This is a genomic window from Mesorhizobium sp. B2-8-1, assembly GCF_006440955.1.
Taxonomy (GTDB): Bacteria; Pseudomonadota; Alphaproteobacteria; order Rhizobiales; family Rhizobiaceae; genus Mesorhizobium.
Genome location: NZ_VFTX01000010.1, coordinates 90,514 through 107,451, shown reverse-complemented (window position 1 = coordinate 107,451; position 16,938 = coordinate 90,514). Strand labels below are relative to the sequence as shown.

Here is a 16,938-nt window from a genome sequence, read left to right as displayed (position 1 = left end):
CCGTATTTTTGATTTGCGCATGATCCCGAGCGAAAATCGATGTCGATCTTCGAGACCACGCGCCGTTGCCCATTCACGCCGCCGAGGGACCGGGGTCGTCTTCTTCTGTCTGCCGCATTCCGGCCGTCTCGCCAAGAGGCCGCCAATCGGCTGCGGCACTGTAGACGAGCCTGGGCCCGTGCGGTCGCCGCGCGTCAGCCTGGTCTTTCTGCCTGACCGTGCGCCGGGCAGCTTCCGGCTGGTAAAGCACGGCCTTGATCAGGATCGACTCCCGCCTGCCGTCGGCGTGTTCGACCGTTGCCGTCTGGCCTTGCGCCATGCCAAGCATGCAGAGCCCGCGCCTCGTTGCGACCGACAGGCTCGAGCCGACCGGCCCGCGCACCTCGTGCTGCACCAGGGTTCGCGTCTCGGCGGGACCGGCATCGACGCCGAACACCACCCTGCTGTTCAGCGTAACGATGTCGGGGCCGACCGAATCGATCGGCACGACATCGGCGCGTGAAAGCTTGTGTTCGAGCATGCGCACGATCGGATCCGCGAACGCCCGCCGGCGCTCCAGCATGACTTCGAGGACGGCGAAGTCCTTCGTCGTCAGGCAGCAATTCGTGCTCGTCATCACCGCCTCCGCCATCAAGCTCGTCGCGGGCCGGAAGCCGGCGCATCGACGGCCTCGACGGTTACCGACAGTTCCCGACCGCCACGACCGTTCCAGCAAACCGACTGCCCAACGCTGACGCCAATAAGCGCGGTTCCCATCGGCGTCAGCACCGAAATGCGGTTCTCGGCTATGTCGGCCTCACCCGGGTAGACCAGCATGATGCGCTGGGCGTCGCCGCTTTCGCCGCGCACGATCACCGTCGAACCCATTCGCACCACACCGGCCGGCATCGCCGCCGCGTTCGTGACGACGGCCCTGTCCATTTCCGAAAGCAGCTCCTCGGCCATCTCGGGCGCGCGATCGAGCAAAGCCCTGGCCAGGCCCGTCAGCCTGTCATGGTCGGCGTCGCTGATCAGAAGATGGCTGTTTGGACGCAGTTCTTTCGCGTGTTGCATGGCAAACCTCATGGACCGGCGCATCGAGCGGATGCGCGCCTGCCGGCGCGCTGGCGGCGGCGTGATGAAAGGCCGGCAGCCGCGAAGGGCTGTTCGGCTTGATGGCGATTGTGGATGTATGGATGCCCCGGTACGGACGGACGCCGGAAGGCGGCCGCGCCGGGGCTACGATCCCGCGATCGGGCAGACCCTGAAGAAGGTTTTGATATAAGCGAGCTTGCTCATGTGCCAAAGCTTGCCGAATGGCGCCCGCTTGTCAAGCGCGGCCAAACCACTCAACCGCCCAGATAGCGCCGGTGAAAACGCGTTCCGAGGCTGGCCAGGATTTCATACCCGATGGTGCCGGCATGGTCGGCAGCATCGTCGACGCTCTGTGAGGGCCCTAGCAACTCCACCAGGTCGCCCTCTCCGAGCCGGCCGGGCGGCAAGGCGGAAATGTCGAGAATGATCGAGTCCATCGACACGCGCCCGACGAAAGGCAGGCGCACCGCCTCGAACCATGCGGCCGAAGCGGAGCGGCGCAGCCAGCCGTCCGCATAGCCGAATGAAATCGTCGCCAGGCTGAGCGGGCCCTGCGCATGGTAGCTGTGGCCATAGCCGACGCCAGTGCCCTTTTGGACACTGCGCGTCTGCGCCACCTTGGCCTGCAGCCCGACCACGGGCAGCATCGGGTTGGCTTCGCCAGGCGTCGGGTTGATGCCGTAGAGGGCGGCACCGGGCCGGGCGAGATCGCAATGATAAAGCGGGCCTAGAAAGATGCCGGAGGAGTTGGCGAGCGAGGCCGGCGCCACGGGTAGCATGGCACGCAACCGCGCGAATGCCAGCCTCTGCTGTTCATTGGCCGGGTGGCGCGGTTCATCGGCGCAGGCCAGGTGGCTCATCACATATCTGACGTCGATGCCATCGAAAGCGCCGACATCCCCGGCCACCGCCTCGACCTCGGCTGGCGCCATCCCAAGCCGCGACATGCCGCTGTCGACCTGGACGGCAGCCGGGAGCCGGCGCCCGGCGCGGTGTGCCGCTGCGCGCCAGGCTTGCAACTGTGCGCCACTGTTGATGACAGCGCACAAGCCAGCCGCCACCGCTTCCGGCTCGGAACCCGGCGGCAGCCCGTTCAGCACGTAGATGTCCGGTCCGGCCCCCACCGCCTTGCGCAGCGCGATGCCTTCGGACAGCAGCGCGACGAAGAAGATGTCGCAACCTTCCTTCATCAGCGCCGATGCCACTTGCGCGGCGCCGAGACCGTAGCCGTCGGCCTTGACCACGCCCGCGCAGCGCACGCCGCCCAGCCGCGCCTTCAGCCGCCGGTAATTTTCGCGGATCGCGCCAAGGTCGATGGTGAGGATGGCCCCGGCAGCAGCCTCGCTTGTGGCGTCGGCTTCCTCGGGCAGCGATCTTTTGGGGGCGTCGTGCATGGCGGCCCTTCTTGTGGCGGATGGACATCAATAAGACGGTCGAACCGGCGCGGCAACCGCTGGCGTTTGAACCGCGGCCGCGGCCCGTCCGGCTATGGCACAAGGTGACGGAACGCCGTCACCACGTCTTCATAGACCTTGCGCTTGAACGGCACGATCAGGTCGGGCAGCTCCTGCATCGGCCGCCACGACCATTTGTCGAATTCGGCGGTGTGGCCGCCGGGCGGCGGATTGATCTGGATCTCGCTGGTATCGCCATGGAAGCGGAAAGCGAACCATCGCTGCGTCTGACCCCGATAGCGCCCCTTGAAGGCGACGCCGACCAGGTTGTCCGGCAGATCATAGTTGATCCAGTCCGGCGCCTCGGCGAGCAGCGAGACGCTGCGCATGCCGGTCTCCTCATAGAGCTCCCGCTCCGCCGCCTGCAGGGGCTCCTCGCCCTTGTCGATGCCGCCTTGCGGCATCTGCCAGAGCTGCGTGGTGCCGGCGAATTCGCTGTCCGGCTCGGCGATGCGATGGCCGACCCAGACCAGGCCCTCGGCGTTGAGGATCATCAGCCCGACACAGGGACGGTAGGGCAGCGTCTCGCGGTCGACCTTCTTCGTCTTCGGCATCATTCAGTCTTTCAAGCTGTTTCCCGGTGGCTAACCCTTTTGCGGATCGATCGCCACCGCTGAAATCGGCACGATCTCGATGCCGCGTTTCTTGGCCTCGGCCACCCATGACGACACCGTGTCGACCGTCAGGTCGAAAGCGGAGCCGATGCCGACCGCGGTGCCCTTGGCACGGGCGGTCGCCTCCAGGCTGTCCAGTTTCTTCAGGATGGCGCCGCGATCCTGCACGGCGTCGATCGCCGTATCGCCGGCGACGAAGGGCACGCCGTCCTTCAGCGCCAGATCCGGCGCCAGGCTGCGCGCCGACGAGCCGTCGTCGATATAGGCGAGTCCGCGCTTGCCGAGCTCGGCCATGAAGGGCTCCATTGCCGCCGGGTCAGCGGAGAACCGCGCGCCCATATAGTTCATGACACCGGTATAGTTCGTCGTCCGCGACAGTGCCCAGCGCAGGTTCTTCAGGTTCTCTTCCGCGCTCGCCGCCACCGTCAGCGTGTTGCGCCCGGGGTTGACATTGGGATAGTCGAACGGTTCGAGCGGCACCTGCATGACGATCTCGTGGCCGCTCTGCCGGGCGGCCTGCATCCAGCGGCCGATGCTGTTGCCTTGCGGCGCGAACGCCAGCGTCACTTCCGCCGGCAGCTTGGCGATGGCCGCCTGGGTGCCGGTCTGTGAAACCGCGAGCCCGCCGATGACGATCGCCACGCGGGCGCCGCGCGCGCCTGACCACGGCCGCGCGTAGACATCGAAGGGCCGCCGGCCGTCTGCGGCGCGCACCGGCAAGGGGCCGGCATCGCCGGCCTCGATCAGCGCCCTGTCGGGAATATGCGCGATCTTCAGGTTTTGGCCGATGGTCGACGGATCGCGGATGACGATTGCCGCCTTGGGCGGACCATCGCCTTCCTCTGTCTGCACATGGATGATCTGCGGGCCCCCAGCCTTGGCCGGCATTTCCGCCTTTGGCGTCGTGACCGGCGCCAAAGCGGACGGCGCAGCGGTCGGCTCCGGCACCACTTTCGGCGTCGAAACCGCGACTTCCTGCGGCTTGCGAAACGGCTTGTCCCTGAGCGCGATCGCGCCGGAGACGCCGACAACGGCCAGCACGACGAACGCAGCCACGAGCGCACCCACGCTGACCTTGCCGGCGGCGCGCGGCGGACGGACAGTCAGTCCGAGCGGTCGTTCGATGTCCTTGCCGATATCAGCCAAGCCCTGTCCCCGTCCGCATGGCTTCGAACATGGAACCTTTCGAAGAGACATGCGCGAATTCTTCAACCCCGGCGCACCCCTGGCGCCCTGTATCGAGGGATTCGCGTTACCCCCGAATCAAACTGCCGGAACCTTTCGGTCCCGGCAGCATCGCATTGCTTCCATCGGGCGGCCAGACCCGTTGTTGGCCGCCACCTGTTACTGGTTGAGGACAGCCTTCTGCGGATTGGGCGGGAAGGACGGATCGGTCTTCTGGCCGCGCAGAAGCTGCTCGGCATAGATGAGCTGGAGGTCGTTCTTCGGATCCGGCGGCACATAGGCTGCCGAGCCCGAACCGGTCGAGCTCTCGTCGGCACCCTTGATGTGGCCCTTGAGGTCGGATTCGCCGCGCGTCAGGTCCCTGCCCTGCAGTTCCGGCGGCAGCGGCTGGTCGACCTTGATGTCGGGCGTGATGCCCTTGCCCTGGATCGACTTGCCGGACGGCGTGTAATAGAGCGCCGTCGTCAGCCTGAGCGCGCCGTTCTCGCCAAGCGGGATGATGGTCTGCACCGAACCCTTGCCGAAGGACTGCGTTCCGACCACCGTGGCGCGGCGCAGGTCCTGCAGCGCGCCAGCGACGATTTCGGACGCACTGGCCGATCCGCCATTGACCAGCACGATCAGCGGCTTGCCGCCGATATCGTCGACCTGCTTGGACTTGGCGTCGAAGCGGGTAACGTCCTTGGGATCGCGGCCGCGCGTCGAAACGATCTCGCCACGGTTGAGGAAGGCGTCCGATACGCTTACCGCCTGATCGAGCAGACCGCCGGGATTGAGGCGCAGATCGAGCACATAGCCCTTGAGCTTGTCGTTCGGCACCTGCTTCTTGATGGTGTCGATGGCATTCTCGAGGTCGTCATAGGTCTTTTCGGTGAAGGAGGTGATCTTCATGTAGCCGATGTCGTTCTCGACCCGGAACTTGACCGCCTTGACCTTGATGATGTCGCGCACCACCGTCAGCTCGATCGGCTTGTCGGCGCCCTGGCGCAGGATGGTGAGCTTGATCGGCGTGTTGACCAGGCCGCGCATCTTGTCGACCGCGTCGTTCAGGGTCAGGCCGCGAACCTCCTCGCCATCGATCTTGGCGATGTAATCGCCTGCCAGCACGCCCGCCTTGGCGGCCGGCGTATCGTCGATCGGCGTAATCACCTTGACCAGATCGTTCTCCATGGTGACCTCGATGCCGAGGCCGCCGAATTCACCCTTGGTCTGCACGCGCATGTCCTGCGCCTGCTCGGCGTTCATGTACGAGGAGTGCGGGTCGAGCGAGGCAAGCATGCCGTTGATGGCGTTCTCGACCAGCGATTTGTCGTCGGGGGGCGTCACATACTGCGCCCGCACGCGCTCGAAGATATCGCCGAAGATCGCCAGTTGCTTGTAGGTCTCCGACCCCGCAGCGTTCGCTGCCGAGCCGGGCGCGCCATAGACCAGGCTCATGGCGGACGCGCCCATCAGCGCACCGGCAAACAGAAGCGACAGTTTCCGCATCATTTCACGTCCTTCCAGAAAAACGGTCCGCCCACCATGGGGCCGGATCGACGGGTTTTCCATCCTTGCGGAACTCGACATAGAGCTCCGGCGTGGCATTTCCATTCTTCGAAGCCGAGGTGCTTGCCACCCGGGCCTCTCCCATCGCACCGACCGGCTCTCCTGCGAGCACTGATTGGCCGGTTGCGACGCTGATTCTGCTCATCCCCGCCAAGACGACATGATAACCGTCGCCGGCATTCAGGATCAAGAGTTGACCGTAGGAGCGAAACGGCCCCGCATAAAGCACATTCCCATCCGCCGGTGCGGTGACGATGGCGCCCGATTGTGTCGCAACCATGTCCCCAAGCATCACCGCGCCGTTACCGTCTTCGGCGCCGAACCGGCGTTTAATGCGGCCGATGACCGGCAGCGCGATCTGTCCTTGCAGCGCCGAGAAGGGTGCCGCAGCGGCAAGCCGGTTGGCCTCGGGAACCGGCAGCGACGCCGTCATATCGCCGCCCGCCTTATCCCTGCCCGCCTTGTCGCCGCCCGCCTTGTCGCCGCCGGCTTGGCCGGCCTCCGCGGCCTTTGCGGCATCCGCGGCCTTGCGGTTGCGTTCGGCCTGGGCTTCGAGCGAGGCGATCAATTCCTTCAGGCTGCTGGCCTTGGCCGCGAGCGCCTCGGAATGCTGTCGCTCGGCCGACAACTGCGCCTGCGTGTCGGCTTCGAGCTTCTGCTTGGCTTCCAGCAGCATGCCGAGCCGCTTCTTTTCCGCAGTCTGCTCGCCGACTGCCGCCGTCAGCCGTGCCCGCTCGGCCTCGATCGAGGCCGTCACTCGTGTCTGCTCCTTGAGGTCGGCCAGGAGCCTGTCGGTCTGCTGGCGCAATTCAGGCACCACGGCGCCAAGCAAGATGGCGCTGCGCACCGACGACAGCGCGTCCTCCGGCTTGACCAGGATCGCCGGCGGCGGGTTCAGCCCCATGCGCTGCAATGCGCCCAGCACCTCCGCCAGCACGTCGCGCCGCGCCATCAGCGAGGCGCGGATCTTCTGCTGCTGGGTCTTCAGCCCCTCCAGCTTGGCGCCGATGTCCTCGATGTCCTGCCCAAGCTTTTGCTCGGTCATTGCCGACTGGATCAGCGCGGCGGTGATCGAGGCGTGGTCCTTCTTGACCGCGGCGATGTCGGCGGCCAGCTTGGCCAGCCGCTCGGACGACAGGCTTATCTCCTTGGAGATCTGTTCGTATTCGGCGCGGCTCTGGTCCGGATCGGGGGCCATGTCGAGCGTGTTCTCGGCCCATGCGGCATTGAGCGAAAGGATGACCACCGCCGCCGCGATGCCGCAGCGCGCGCGCCAGGAGCCCGCTGTCGATGAGCCCGTCGTCGATTTCCAGCCTTCAGCCATGCGGGATGGACTCTATCTGCGGCTTCGTTAACGAACCATCAACCATATTAATGCGCATCGCCCAAAACTGTGCAGCGGTGTCGCACACCGGTGAGCAAAATAGGGAAAGCCGGCCCGAAGCCGTGATCTTGCGCGGCATTGGGGCGGAATTCGGTGCGATGCGACCTTCAGGTTCTGTGATAGGGGTGGCCGGACAGGATCGTCGAGACCCTGTAGAGCTGCTCTGCCAGCATCACCCGCACCAATTGGTGCGGCCATGTCAGCGCACCGAAAGACATCACCAGCTCGGCCTGGGCGCGCAACGACGGATCGTGGCCATCGGCGCCGCCTATGGCCAGCGCCAGCGCCTTGCGGCCAGCGTCGCGCAATTGGCCGATGCGGCCGGCGAAATCTTCCGAGGACAGGTTCTTGCCGCGCTCGTCGAGCAGGATCAGCGCCGAGCCGGGCTGCAACTGCGCCTGCAGCCTTGCGCCTTCATCGCGCCGGCGTTCATCGGCGTTCTGGGCGCGGCCTTCGGCGATCTCGGCGATGCCGGAGAATTCGAGGCCGACAGCCGGGCCGCTCTTGGAGAAACGCTCGAAATAGCGGTCGGCGAGTTCTCTCTCGGGGCCGCTTTTCATCCGGCCCACGGCATGAACGGTAATCTTCATCCTCGCCTCAGAGGGCCGCCGATGCGTGTCGCCCGAAAATCGTCAATGGGCCAGGAACCACGGCACGCATCCAAACCAACCGGCTCAGTGCAAGGTCTCTTCCTCGAGGTCCGGCGCCTGCCACATCTTTTCGAGATTGTAGAATTCGCGGACTTCGGGGCGGAAGACATGGACGATAATGTCGCCTGAATCGATCAGGACCCAGTCGGCGCCGGACAGCCCCTCGACACGCGCCGTGCCGAGGCCGGCATCCTTCAACGCCTTGAGGAGATGATCGGCAACAGCCGAGACATGACGGTGCGATCGACCCGACGCGACGACCATGTAGTCGCCGAGGCTCGATTTTCCCTGAATGTCGATTGAGACGATGTTTTCGGCCTTGGAGTCTTCCAGACTGGCAAGGACTGTCTTGATGGCGCGGGACACGGCGTCGTTTACGCTGATCCCGGCCGGCGAGGGCACGATGTCGGCCTTCTTCCGCAGTGCTGTTCTCAGTGTATTTCCTTTCGCAGCAAGAACAACCAAATCACCCCTGAAAGCGGGTGACACCGCTTAGATAGGCAGAGTTCCGTTGCAGTTTCAAGACGGAGCCCCGCTTCCATGCGAACTCATTGAGGCTCCGCTTGTTCCGCGCGACACGCAAAAGATCGGAACCCAGGCGTTCCGCAGGGGTTATCGGCTGATTGATCAACCGGAATCCCATTATGCCGATCGACCCGCAAAATGCCCTCCTGACCGTGCAGGCGGGGCTCTCTCAGCTCAGCGCGCTCATTGTCTCCTATTCCCTTTCGGCGGTCGGCGCCGTCATCCTTCTGGTTGTCGGCTACATCGTCGCCGGCTTTGCCGAGCGTTCGATTTTTGCCGGCCTGGGCCACATCCATGGCTTTGACCAGACGCTGCGGCACTTCTTTTCCAAGATCGTCCGCTATGCCATCCTCGTCCTGGTCGTCATCATGGTGCTCGGCCAGTTCGGCGTGCAGACGGCCTCGATCATCGCCGCGATCGGCGCCATCGGCCTGGCCATCGGCCTGGCGCTGCAAGGCACGCTGCAGAACATTGCCGCCGGGATCATGCTTTTGGCATTGCGGCCGTTCCGCATCGGCGAATCCGTCGAAGTCGGGTCCATTGCCGGCTCGATCGAGGAAATCGGCCTTTTCGCCACCAAGCTCCGGAGCGCCGAAGGCGTCTACATCCTGGCGCCCAACTCGACGCTGTGGAACCAGCCGGTGCGCAATTTTTCGCGCAACGGCGTGCGGCGCGGCGACATCACCCTCTCGATCGGCTCCTGGAACGACATCGACCGCGCCCAGAAGACGCTGCTTGCGATCGCCGCCGCCGAGCGCCGCGTCAAGCGTGAGCCGGCGCCGACCGCCTTTGTCGCGGCATTGGGCGAAAGCACCGTCTCGATCACCTTGCGTTACTGGACATCATCGGTGGATTTCTTCGCCGCCCAGGCCGATCTCACCAAGCGGGCCAAGCAGGAATTCGACCGCGAACGCATATCGATCCCGCTGCCGCCACCGCAGGCCCCGGCGCCGGAAACCCGCCGGCAATAGTCAATCGCCCCTGTGCCGGTGCTGTTCGTCCGGCGCGAAGGCGAGTTCCACCGGCAATGGCGCTTGCGCCGTCATCGGCGCGAAGCTGCCGGTTTCGGTTGCCGGCACCGGCCGCGCGGTGAACACGCGCAAAAGCACGAACAGGCAGAAGATGCAGGCGATGACCACTGTTACATAGATGAAGGCCTGCGTGCCGAAGACGGCTGACAGCGCGGTCACGATGCCCGGCACGATGAAGCCGGACAGCGACCAGGCAAACAACAAGGAACTCGACAGCGCCACCATGTCGTCCTTGCCGGCGCGGTCGGCGGCGTGCGCACTGGCCAACGAGTAGATCGATTCCGAGGCGCCGTCCCACATCACATAGATCACCAGCAGCACCGCCAGCGTACCGCCGTCGAAGCCGAGCGCAAACATCCCTGCCGCCGCGGCGATCGCGGATGCCGCGACCAGCACATAGCGGCGATCGGTGCGGTCGGAAATCCAGCCGAGCGGAACCTGCAGGATCAGCGTGCCCAGCGGCATCACCGAAAGCAGCAGCGCCACGTCGGCCTGGCTGTACCCCTTCGCGGTGGCGTGGATCGGCGCAAAACCGGAAATCGACATGGACAGGCCACCGACCGCCAGCATGCCGGCGACGCCGACCGGCGAAATCCGCCAGGCCCGGCGCAGCGCCACCGATGCCGCCTGCGGCGCCGGCGGCTGGGCCAGCCGGGTCATCCCGACGGGCAGGATGGATAGCGCGGTGAAGGCTATGCCGATCAGCGATGCATCCGCCGTCCTGATGTCGACCAGCGCCAGCGTCGCATAGCCGATGCCGAGCCCGCCGACATAGGCGACGTAGAAGACGGCCATTACCCTGCCGCGTATGGCGTTGGCCACGGCATCGTTGAGCCAGCTCTGCGCGACGATGAAAAGCCCGCATATGGCAAAGCCGTAGAGAGCGCGCGCCGCGATCCACAACAGGGGGTGCGGCCCGGCGCCGATTGCGGCATTCGACAGCGCGATCAGCGCCGACAGCACCATGAAGGCACGGGCATGGCCAACCCTGCGCACCAGCGGTCCGGTCAGGATGCAGCCGGCGAGACCACCCGCCGACAGACCGGTGACGATCAGACCGGCCCAGGTCGGATCGAAGCCTTCCACGCCGAGCCGGACGGGGATGTAAGCGAACATCAGCCCGTTGCCGATGGCGATCAGCGCCATCGACACCACGACGCTGGCAATCGCGATCAGCGGCGTGGGCGTGTCGCCGTGCCTCGGTTCCGTTTCGGTTTGGCTTTTCACGAGAGTGGTCATATCAGCGCAAGATCATCCATTCGATGACGAAAGGCCGCCGCAAAAGCGACATTGCCGGACTTGCCTTCCTCCTTGCGAAGAAAGGGCGCTGTGCGTACCGATCAGCCCTTCGCCTGCTCGCGGATAGCCGTCGACGACAGCGACGAGCGCGGGCCGTGGATGAAGGTCCACGCGGGCGCCTTCATGCGGGCGAGCCTTGGCGCATCGCCTTCGTCGACGCGGGCATAGTCGAAGGTCTTGGCCACGACCGACGACAGGAACGACAGCGTCGCGCCCGGACGGTCGATGACCGCGATCGGGAAGGTCATGACGATTTCGCGCCAGCGCTGCCAGCGGTGGAAATCGCGCAAGCTGTCGGCGCCCATGATCCAGACGAAGTCGACGCCGGGATTGCGCGCCTTGACCAGCGCCAGCGCGTCGGCGGTGTAGCGCACATGATGCGCCGCTTCGAAAGCGGTGACCTTGATCTTCGGGTTCTTGGCGATCTTCTCGGACAGGCACAGCCGTTCGGCCAGCGGCGCCAGCTCGTGCGTGTTCTTCAGCGGATTGCCCGGGGTGACCATCCACCACAACTGATCGAGCGCCAGCCGCCTGAGCGCGATCTCGGCGACCAGCGCGTGGCCGGCATGCGGCGGATTGAACGAGCCGCCGAACAGGCCGACGGCAAGGCCTTTGCCGGCATGCGGCATTTTGAGGTAGCTGGACGGGATAGGTTGCTCAAGCAGGGAAAGCATTCGCTAGGCACCCCCCTCTGTCCTGCCGGACATCTCCCCCGCAAGGGGGGAGATTAGCAGCTTCGGTGAAGGCACAAATCTTGGAGCATTGAAGATCGGCGAAACCAAAAATGTCAGCCGATCTCCCCCCTTGCGGGGGAGATGTCCGGCAGGACAGAGGGGGGTGGCTGGGCGCAAGCTTCAGGCCCTTTGGACGAAAAGCGTCAAGGCCTCACCTGTCCCGAGCCGCGCACGCGGTATTTGAACGAGGTCAGTTGCTCGACGCCAACGGGCCCGCGCGCGTGCATCTTGCCGGTGGCGATGCCGATCTCGGCGCCCATGCCGAACTCGCCGCCATCGGCGAACTGCGTTGAGGCATTGTGCAGCAGGATCGCCGAGTCGATCTCGTTGAAGAACCGTTCCACCGCCTGCGCGTCCTCGGCGACGATCGCCTCGGTGTGATGGGAGGAGAAAGTCTCGATATGCTCGATTGCGCCAGCGACACCGTCGACCAGCTTCACCGCGATGACGGCGTCGAGATATTCGGTGACCCAGTCGGCATCGGTCGCTGGCTTGGCGTCGAAGAACAGCTTCAGCACCTCGGCACCGGCATGGATCTCGCAGCCGGCGGCGCGCAAGGCGTCGAGGATCGGCACCAGGTGGGTGGAGGCAACCGCACGGTCGACCAGCAGCGTTTCGGCAGCGCCGCAGACGCCGGTGCGCCGCATCTTGGCGTTGACGGCGATGCCGACCGCCATGTCGAGCTTGGCCGAGCGGTCGACATAGAGATGGCAGATGCCTTCGAGATGCGCGAAGACCGGCACGCGGGCCTCGGTCTGCACCCGCTCGACCAGGCTCTTGCCGCCGCGCGGGATGATGACGTCGAGATTGCCGCCGAGGCCCTTCAGCATTTCGCCGACGGCGGCGCGGTCGGCGGTCGGCACAAGCTGGATGGCGTCCTGCGGCAGGCCGGCTGCCTTCAAGCCGTCGACCAGGCAGGCGTGGATCACCGACGACGAGTTCAGCGAATCCGAGCCGCCGCGCAGGATCACCGGGTTGCCGGCCTTGAGGCAGAGCGCGCCGGCATCCGCCGTGACGTTCGGCCGGCTCTCATAGATGACGCCGATGACGCCGAGCGGTGTGCGCACGCGCTCGATCTGCAGGCCATTCGGCCGCTCCCAACTGGCGATCACGTCGCCGACGGGATCGCCGAGTTCGGCAATTTCGCGAATGCCGTCGGCCATGGCGCGGATGCGGGCTGGATTGAGCTTCAGCCGGTCCATGGAGGACGCCGACAGGCCGGCTTCATGCCCGTTCGCGATGTCGATGGCATTGGCGTCAAGTATGGCTCGCTCGCGGGCGATGATCGCCTCCGCCATGGCGGCAAGTGCCGCGTTCTTGGCGGCTGTCGTAGCGATGGCCAGCGGTCGTGCGGCGGCGCGGGCACGGCGGCCGAGGTCGGCCATCGTCGCCACTGTATCGTTCCGGGATTTTTCATGCAGCTTCAGCATGGCTCATCCTCCGCCCGTTACTTGGTCGCCCGCGAGGCTGACCACAAGGTCGTCGCGGTGGATCATCGCCGAACGCGCCTCGTAGCCGAGCACGGTCTCGATTTCGGTTGTCTTCAGGCCTGCGATCCTTACGGCATCCGCCGCATCATAGGCAACCAGCCCGCGGGCGATCTCGCGGCCCTCGGGCGACAGGATCGCCACCGTATCGCCGCGCGAGAAATTGCCGCTGACCAGCTTCACACCGGCCGGCAGCAGCGACTTGCCCGATGTCAGCGCCCCGACGGCGCCGGCATCGACGGTCAGCCTTCCCGCCGGTTCGAGCTGGCCGGCGATCCAGCTCTTGTAGCCTTTCACCGGATTGGCGCTCGGGCGGAAGAAGGTGGCGCGCTCGCCGCGCTCGATCGCCATCAGCGGCGAAAGCCGCGTGCCGGAGGTAATGATCATGGCGGTGCCGGCCGCGGTGGCGATCTTGCCGGCGTCGAGCTTCGTGCGCATGCCGCCGCGCGACAGTTCGGAAGCCGCGGCACCCGCCATCGCTTCGATCTCAGGCGTGATGCGATCGACCACTGCGACGAATTTGGCCTCCGGGTCACGCGCCGGCGGCGCGGTGTAGAGACCGTCTATATCCGAGAGCAGCACCAAAAGGTCGGCGCCCATCATCGTCGCCACCCGCGCGGCCAGTCGGTCATTGTCGCCATAGCGGATCTCGGAGGTCGCCACGGTGTCGTTCTCGTTGATGACCGGCACCGCCTCCATCTTCAAGAGCGTCGAGATCGTCGCCCGGGCGTTGAGGTAGCGGCGGCGCTCCTCGGTGTCGCCAAGCGTGAGCAGGATCTGGCCCGATTTCAACCCGCCCTTGCCGAGCGCATCCGACCAGGCGCCGGCCAGCGCGATCTGGCCGACGGCTGCGGCCGCCTGGCTCTCCTCGAGCTTCAGCGCCCTTTTTCCCAGGTCAAGAATGGTACGGCCAAGCGCGATGGCGCCCGACGAGACGACCAGGATTTCCGCGCCGCCTTGAGCCAGCACGGCGATATCGTCGGCCAGCGAGGCCAGCCAGTCGCGCTTCAGCCCGGCGGTGCGGTCGACCAGAAGCGCCGAGCCGATCTTGACGGTGATGCGCCGGTATTTCTTCAGCGACTGCACGGTCATGCTATTTTTCCCAGCGCGTGTCGACCGGCGCCGCGATCGCGTCGCGCGCTTCGGCTACCACCGCCATCAGCGCGCGCAGCACCGCTTCGACCCCTTCGCCGGTGACCGCCGACAGAAGCATCGGCGCACGGCCGGCGGCGCGCTTCAGCGAGGCGATCTTTTTCTTGCGCTCATCCGCATCGAGCGTATCGACCTGTGAAAGGGCCAGTATCTCGGCCTTGTCGGTCAAGCCATGGCCATAGGCTTCGAGTTCGGCGCGCACCGTCTTGTAGGCCTTGCCAGGATTTTCTTCCTGCGCCGAGACCAGGTGCAGCAGCACGCGCGTGCGCTCGACATGGCCAAGGAAGCGATCGCCGATGCCGACGCCCTCATGCGCGCCTTCGATGAGGCCGGGAATGTCGGCGATGACGAATTCGCGCGCATCGATGCGTGCCACCCCCAGGCCGGGATGCAGCGTGGTGAAGGGATAATCGGCGATCTTCGGCTTGGCGGCGGTGACGGCGGCGAGAAAGGTCGATTTGCCGGCGTTGGGCAGCCCGACCAGCCCGGCATCGGCGATCAGCTTCAGCCTGAGCCAGATGTTGAGCTCCTCGCCGGGCTGACCCGGATTGGCGCGGCGCGGCGCCTGGTTGGTCGAGGTCTTGAAGTGCTGGTTGCCGAAGCCGCCATTGCCGCCCTTGGCCAGCAGGAAGCGCTGGCCGACCACGGTGAGGTCGCAGATCAGCGTCTCGTTGTCCTCTTCGAACACCTGCGTTCCAGCCGGCACTTTCAGCGTGACGTCGGCGCCCTTGGCGCCGGTCATGTTGCGGCCCATGCCATGGGTGCCGGTCTTGGCCTTGAAATGCTGCTGGTAGCGGTAGTCGATCAGCGTGTTCAGCCCGTCGACCGCTTCCAGCCAGACGTCGCCGCCGCGGCCGCCATCGCCGCCGTCCGGTCCGCCGAACTCGATGAATTTCTCGCGCCGGAACGACACCGAACCGGCGCCCCCGTCGCCGGAGCGGACATAGACCTTGGCTTGATCGAGAAATTTCATCGGACAGCAGTTTCTTTATTGGCCTTGCGGCATTGCTCTAAACCTTGCGCCTTGCTCTAAACCAAGGCGCGGCGAAGGGCGAGGCCGTTTTATGACAATGGCCGCGCGGGGTTGGCCGGAGATGACGGATGAAGCTTGTAACCTACAACATCCAGTACGGCATCGGCCTTGACGGGCAGTACGATGTCGCGCGCATCGCCGATGCCGTGCGCGGCGCCGACGTCATCGCGCTGCAGGAAGTCACCCGCAACAATCCCAGGAACGGCGGACGCGACATGGTCGCCGAGATCGGCGAAGCGCTGCCCGACTATTTCGCCGTCTACGGCAGCAATTTCGAGGCCAATATCGGCTCGCGCATCGAGAACGGCCGCGCCATCACCACCACCTTCCAGCTCGGCAACATGGTGTTGTCGAAGACGCCCATTCATCTGTCGCGCAACCTGCTCCTGCCGCGCAGCCGCAGCTTCGAGATGATGAACTTCCAGCGCGGCGCGCTGGAGGCGCTGATCGAGACGCCGCTTGGTTTCATCCGCTTCTATTCCATCCATCTCGATCACCGCAGCCCGGTCGAGCGCGCCAGCCAGATCCAGTTCCTGCGCCGGCGCCTGTTGAACTATGCGCTTGAAGGCGGCGCGCTGTCCGGCGTCGCCGAGATCGGCCTGCCGGAACTGCCGCATCCCGAGGCCTTCGTCGGCATGGGCGACTTCAACATGCTGGCCGGATCGCCTGAATATGTCGAACTCGCCGGCCGGCCGGACCACGAATTCGGCATGCCGCTGACCGCTGATTTCGCCGTCGACGCCGCCGTGCGCCTCAATGTCGCCGGCGACGATCTCGTCAGCTGGGTCGACCCCAAGGACCCCGGCAATACCGACCGCCACAAGCGCATCGACTATATCTTCACCAGCGCCTCGCTTGCCCGGTCGCTGAAGCGCCTGTGGGTCGACCGAAAGGCTGTTGGCTCGGACCATCTGCCGGTATGGGCCGAACTGGGCTGAGCCCAAATCGATGCACGATTCTTTCCGAACCTTTGACCAGAGGCCCAGCGCCGATGTGTGCTGAGATTCAGGTCAGGCCGAGCCGAAAACGTTGGTTTTCGAGAACCGGAGCGGAGCGTACTTAAAGTACGCGAGCACCGGAAGCGCAGAAAATCAGCGTTTGCAGGCCGGCCTCACCTGAATATCGGCACACATCAAAAATGTACCCAGTTGCGCAGGCTGGTCCATGTCTTCCGGTCGAGGCGGTAACGCTCGACCGGCACCTGGCCGGCGACAATCGAGTTCAGCATGCCCTGGCCGGCATACTGGAAGCCGCATTTGTGGATCACCCGGCGCGAGGCCGGATTGATGACCCGCGTCGAGGCATGCAGCACCTGGATGTTTGTGCGCTGGAACGCGAGATCGACCAGGGCGTGCGACGCCTCGGTGGCGAAGCCGCGCTTCCAGTAGGGTTCTCCGATCCAGTAGCCGAGCTCCAGTCCGCGGTCGGTGGTGTTCAATCCGGCGCAGCCGACGAAGGTTTCAGTGCCTGCCAGCGTCAGCGCATAGGCGATGCCGGCGCGGCGCGACTTGGCCATGGCCAGGAAAGCGCGTGCCTCGGCCTCGCCATAGGGATGCGGCATGCGCGCCAGCATCTCGGCGACATGACGGTTGTCGGCTAGCTCGACCAGTTGCGCGATGTCGCTTTCGCACGGAGCCCGCATCACCAGCCGCTCGGTGACCAGCACCGGGCAATCGATCGCATAACTTTCGTCTTCTGAGTCTTCCGCTTCGGCAACCATGTCAAAGTCCTCCAGGCACAAGAAAAAAGGGAGATGGAAACCCATCTC

The 16,938-nt window shown here is 65.3% G+C and carries 17 protein-coding genes; 2 read left to right on the top strand and 15 right to left on the bottom strand.

The window, feature by feature from the left end; genetic code table 11:
• Positions 1-73: 73 nt before the first annotated feature.
• The 9 genes from FJ428_RS23465 to rsfS all read right to left on the bottom strand — a co-directional run bounded on the left by FJ428_RS23465 (position 74) and on the right by rsfS (position 8,311).
• The gene (locus tag FJ428_RS23465) at positions 74-616 is read right to left on the bottom strand and encodes a nucleoside-diphosphate kinase (protein WP_140880344.1); all 543 of its coding nucleotides are present in this window, start codon (positions 614-616) and stop codon (positions 74-76) included.
• Between the two features lie 14 nt (positions 617-630).
• Positions 631-1,053, bottom strand: coding sequence for a nucleoside diphosphate kinase regulator (gene rnk / locus FJ428_RS23460; protein ID WP_140880343.1), 423 nt, complete (start codon positions 1,051-1,053; stop codon positions 631-633).
• A gap of 275 nt (positions 1,054-1,328) precedes the next feature.
• Positions 1,329-2,468, bottom strand: a complete 1,140-nt coding sequence (gene alr, locus FJ428_RS23455) for an alanine racemase (protein ID WP_140880342.1) — start codon at positions 2,466-2,468, stop codon at positions 1,329-1,331.
• Positions 2,469-2,560: 92 nt separating this feature from the next.
• The gene (locus FJ428_RS23450; protein ID WP_140517610.1) at positions 2,561-3,082 is read right to left on the bottom strand and encodes an RNA pyrophosphohydrolase; all 522 of its coding nucleotides are present in this window, start codon (positions 3,080-3,082) and stop codon (positions 2,561-2,563) included.
• A gap of 30 nt (positions 3,083-3,112) precedes the next feature.
• Positions 3,113-4,288, bottom strand: a complete 1,176-nt coding sequence (locus FJ428_RS23445; protein WP_140880341.1) for a divergent polysaccharide deacetylase family protein — start codon at positions 4,286-4,288, stop codon at positions 3,113-3,115.
• Between the two features lie 198 nt (positions 4,289-4,486).
• Positions 4,487-5,818, bottom strand: coding sequence for a S41 family peptidase (locus FJ428_RS23440; RefSeq protein WP_181165202.1), 1,332 nt, complete (start codon positions 5,816-5,818; stop codon positions 4,487-4,489).
• A 1-nt stretch (position 5,819) separates the two neighbouring features.
• The gene (locus FJ428_RS23435) at positions 5,820-7,199 is read right to left on the bottom strand and encodes a murein hydrolase activator EnvC (RefSeq protein WP_140662830.1); all 1,380 of its coding nucleotides are present in this window, start codon (positions 7,197-7,199) and stop codon (positions 5,820-5,822) included.
• A gap of 167 nt (positions 7,200-7,366) precedes the next feature.
• Entirely contained in the window at positions 7,367-7,849 is a 483-nt protein-coding gene (gene rlmH, locus FJ428_RS23430) for a 23S rRNA (pseudouridine(1915)-N(3))-methyltransferase RlmH (RefSeq protein ID WP_140517517.1), read from the bottom strand.
• 84 nt (positions 7,850-7,933) lie between these two features.
• The gene (rsfS, locus tag FJ428_RS23425; protein ID WP_135902362.1) at positions 7,934-8,311 is read right to left on the bottom strand and encodes a ribosome silencing factor; all 378 of its coding nucleotides are present in this window, start codon (positions 8,309-8,311) and stop codon (positions 7,934-7,936) included.
• A gap of 242 nt (positions 8,312-8,553) precedes the next feature.
• Between rsfS and FJ428_RS23420 the strand changes: the two genes are divergently transcribed.
• Positions 8,554-9,405 carry a mechanosensitive ion channel domain-containing protein gene (locus tag FJ428_RS23420; RefSeq protein WP_140554892.1) on the top strand — a complete coding sequence of 284 codons (852 nt, stop codon included), beginning with the start codon at positions 8,554-8,556 and terminating at the stop codon, positions 9,403-9,405.
• On the opposite strand, the gene FJ428_RS23415 is transcribed toward FJ428_RS23420, so the two are convergent.
• The 5 genes from FJ428_RS23415 to obgE all read right to left on the bottom strand — a co-directional run bounded on the left by FJ428_RS23415 (position 9,406) and on the right by obgE (position 15,110).
• On the bottom strand, positions 9,406-10,704 hold the full coding sequence (locus tag FJ428_RS23415) for an MFS transporter (RefSeq protein ID WP_140662823.1): 1,299 nt from the start codon (positions 10,702-10,704) through the stop codon (positions 9,406-9,408).
• A 101-nt stretch (positions 10,705-10,805) separates the two neighbouring features.
• Positions 10,806-11,393 (bottom strand): nicotinate-nucleotide adenylyltransferase, encoded by a 588-nt coding sequence (locus FJ428_RS23410; RefSeq protein ID WP_140554968.1) that lies wholly within the window; start codon positions 11,391-11,393, stop codon positions 10,806-10,808.
• 248 nt (positions 11,394-11,641) lie between these two features.
• The gene (locus FJ428_RS23400; RefSeq protein ID WP_140880340.1) at positions 11,642-12,928 is read right to left on the bottom strand and encodes a glutamate-5-semialdehyde dehydrogenase; all 1,287 of its coding nucleotides are present in this window, start codon (positions 12,926-12,928) and stop codon (positions 11,642-11,644) included.
• A 3-nt stretch (positions 12,929-12,931) separates the two neighbouring features.
• Complete coding sequence (gene proB, locus FJ428_RS23395; RefSeq protein ID WP_140662944.1) at positions 12,932-14,071, bottom strand: glutamate 5-kinase; 1,140 nt, start codon at positions 14,069-14,071, stop codon at positions 12,932-12,934.
• A gap of 7 nt (positions 14,072-14,078) precedes the next feature.
• The gene (gene obgE / locus FJ428_RS23390; RefSeq protein WP_140649958.1) at positions 14,079-15,110 is read right to left on the bottom strand and encodes a GTPase ObgE; all 1,032 of its coding nucleotides are present in this window, start codon (positions 15,108-15,110) and stop codon (positions 14,079-14,081) included.
• 128 nt (positions 15,111-15,238) lie between these two features.
• Here obgE and FJ428_RS23385 point away from each other — a divergent pair, with 128 nt between their 5' ends.
• On the top strand, positions 15,239-16,108 hold the full coding sequence (locus tag FJ428_RS23385; RefSeq protein ID WP_140880339.1) for an endonuclease/exonuclease/phosphatase family protein: 870 nt from the start codon (positions 15,239-15,241) through the stop codon (positions 16,106-16,108).
• Positions 16,109-16,302: 194 nt separating this feature from the next.
• Here FJ428_RS23385 and FJ428_RS23380 read toward each other — a convergent pair whose 3' ends face one another.
• Complete coding sequence (locus FJ428_RS23380) at positions 16,303-16,890, bottom strand: GNAT family protein (protein WP_181167376.1); 588 nt, start codon at positions 16,888-16,890, stop codon at positions 16,303-16,305.
• Positions 16,891-16,938 lie beyond the last annotated feature (48 nt).

What these genes read in the sequence shown, in the direction of transcription:
- FJ428_RS23440 (WP_181165202.1), bottom strand. Translation starts at nt 5,818, where the DNA reads ATGATGCGGAAACTGTCGCTTCTGTTTGCCGGTGCGCTGATGGGCGCG.
- FJ428_RS23435 (WP_140662830.1), bottom strand. Translation starts at nt 7,199, where the DNA reads ATGGCTGAAGGCTGGAAATCGACGACGGGCTCATCGACAGCGGGCTCC.
- obgE (WP_140649958.1), bottom strand. Translation starts at nt 15,110, where the DNA reads ATGAAATTTCTCGATCAAGCCAAGGTCTATGTCCGCTCCGGCGACGGG.
- FJ428_RS23400 (WP_140880340.1), bottom strand. Translation starts at nt 12,928, where the DNA reads ATGCTGAAGCTGCATGAAAAATCCCGGAACGATACAGTGGCGACGATG.
- FJ428_RS23385 (WP_140880339.1), top strand. Translation starts at nt 15,239, where the DNA reads ATGAAGCTTGTAACCTACAACATCCAGTACGGCATCGGCCTTGACGGG.
- rnk (WP_140880343.1), bottom strand. Translation starts at nt 1,053, where the DNA reads ATGCAACACGCGAAAGAACTGCGTCCAAACAGCCATCTTCTGATCAGC.
- FJ428_RS23420 (WP_140554892.1), top strand. Translation starts at nt 8,554, where the DNA reads ATGCCGATCGACCCGCAAAATGCCCTCCTGACCGTGCAGGCGGGGCTC.
- FJ428_RS23410 (WP_140554968.1), bottom strand. Translation starts at nt 11,393, where the DNA reads ATGCCGCATGCCGGCAAAGGCCTTGCCGTCGGCCTGTTCGGCGGCTCG.
- FJ428_RS23415 (WP_140662823.1), bottom strand. Translation starts at nt 10,704, where the DNA reads ATGACCACTCTCGTGAAAAGCCAAACCGAAACGGAACCGAGGCACGGC.
- rlmH (WP_140517517.1), bottom strand. Translation starts at nt 7,849, where the DNA reads ATGAAGATTACCGTTCATGCCGTGGGCCGGATGAAAAGCGGCCCCGAG.
- alr (WP_140880342.1), bottom strand. Translation starts at nt 2,468, where the DNA reads ATGCACGACGCCCCCAAAAGATCGCTGCCCGAGGAAGCCGACGCCACA.
- FJ428_RS23450 (WP_140517610.1), bottom strand. Translation starts at nt 3,082, where the DNA reads ATGCCGAAGACGAAGAAGGTCGACCGCGAGACGCTGCCCTACCGTCCC.
- FJ428_RS23380 (WP_181167376.1), bottom strand. Translation starts at nt 16,890, where the DNA reads ATGGTTGCCGAAGCGGAAGACTCAGAAGACGAAAGTTATGCGATCGAT.
- FJ428_RS23465 (WP_140880344.1), bottom strand. Translation starts at nt 616, where the DNA reads ATGACGAGCACGAATTGCTGCCTGACGACGAAGGACTTCGCCGTCCTC.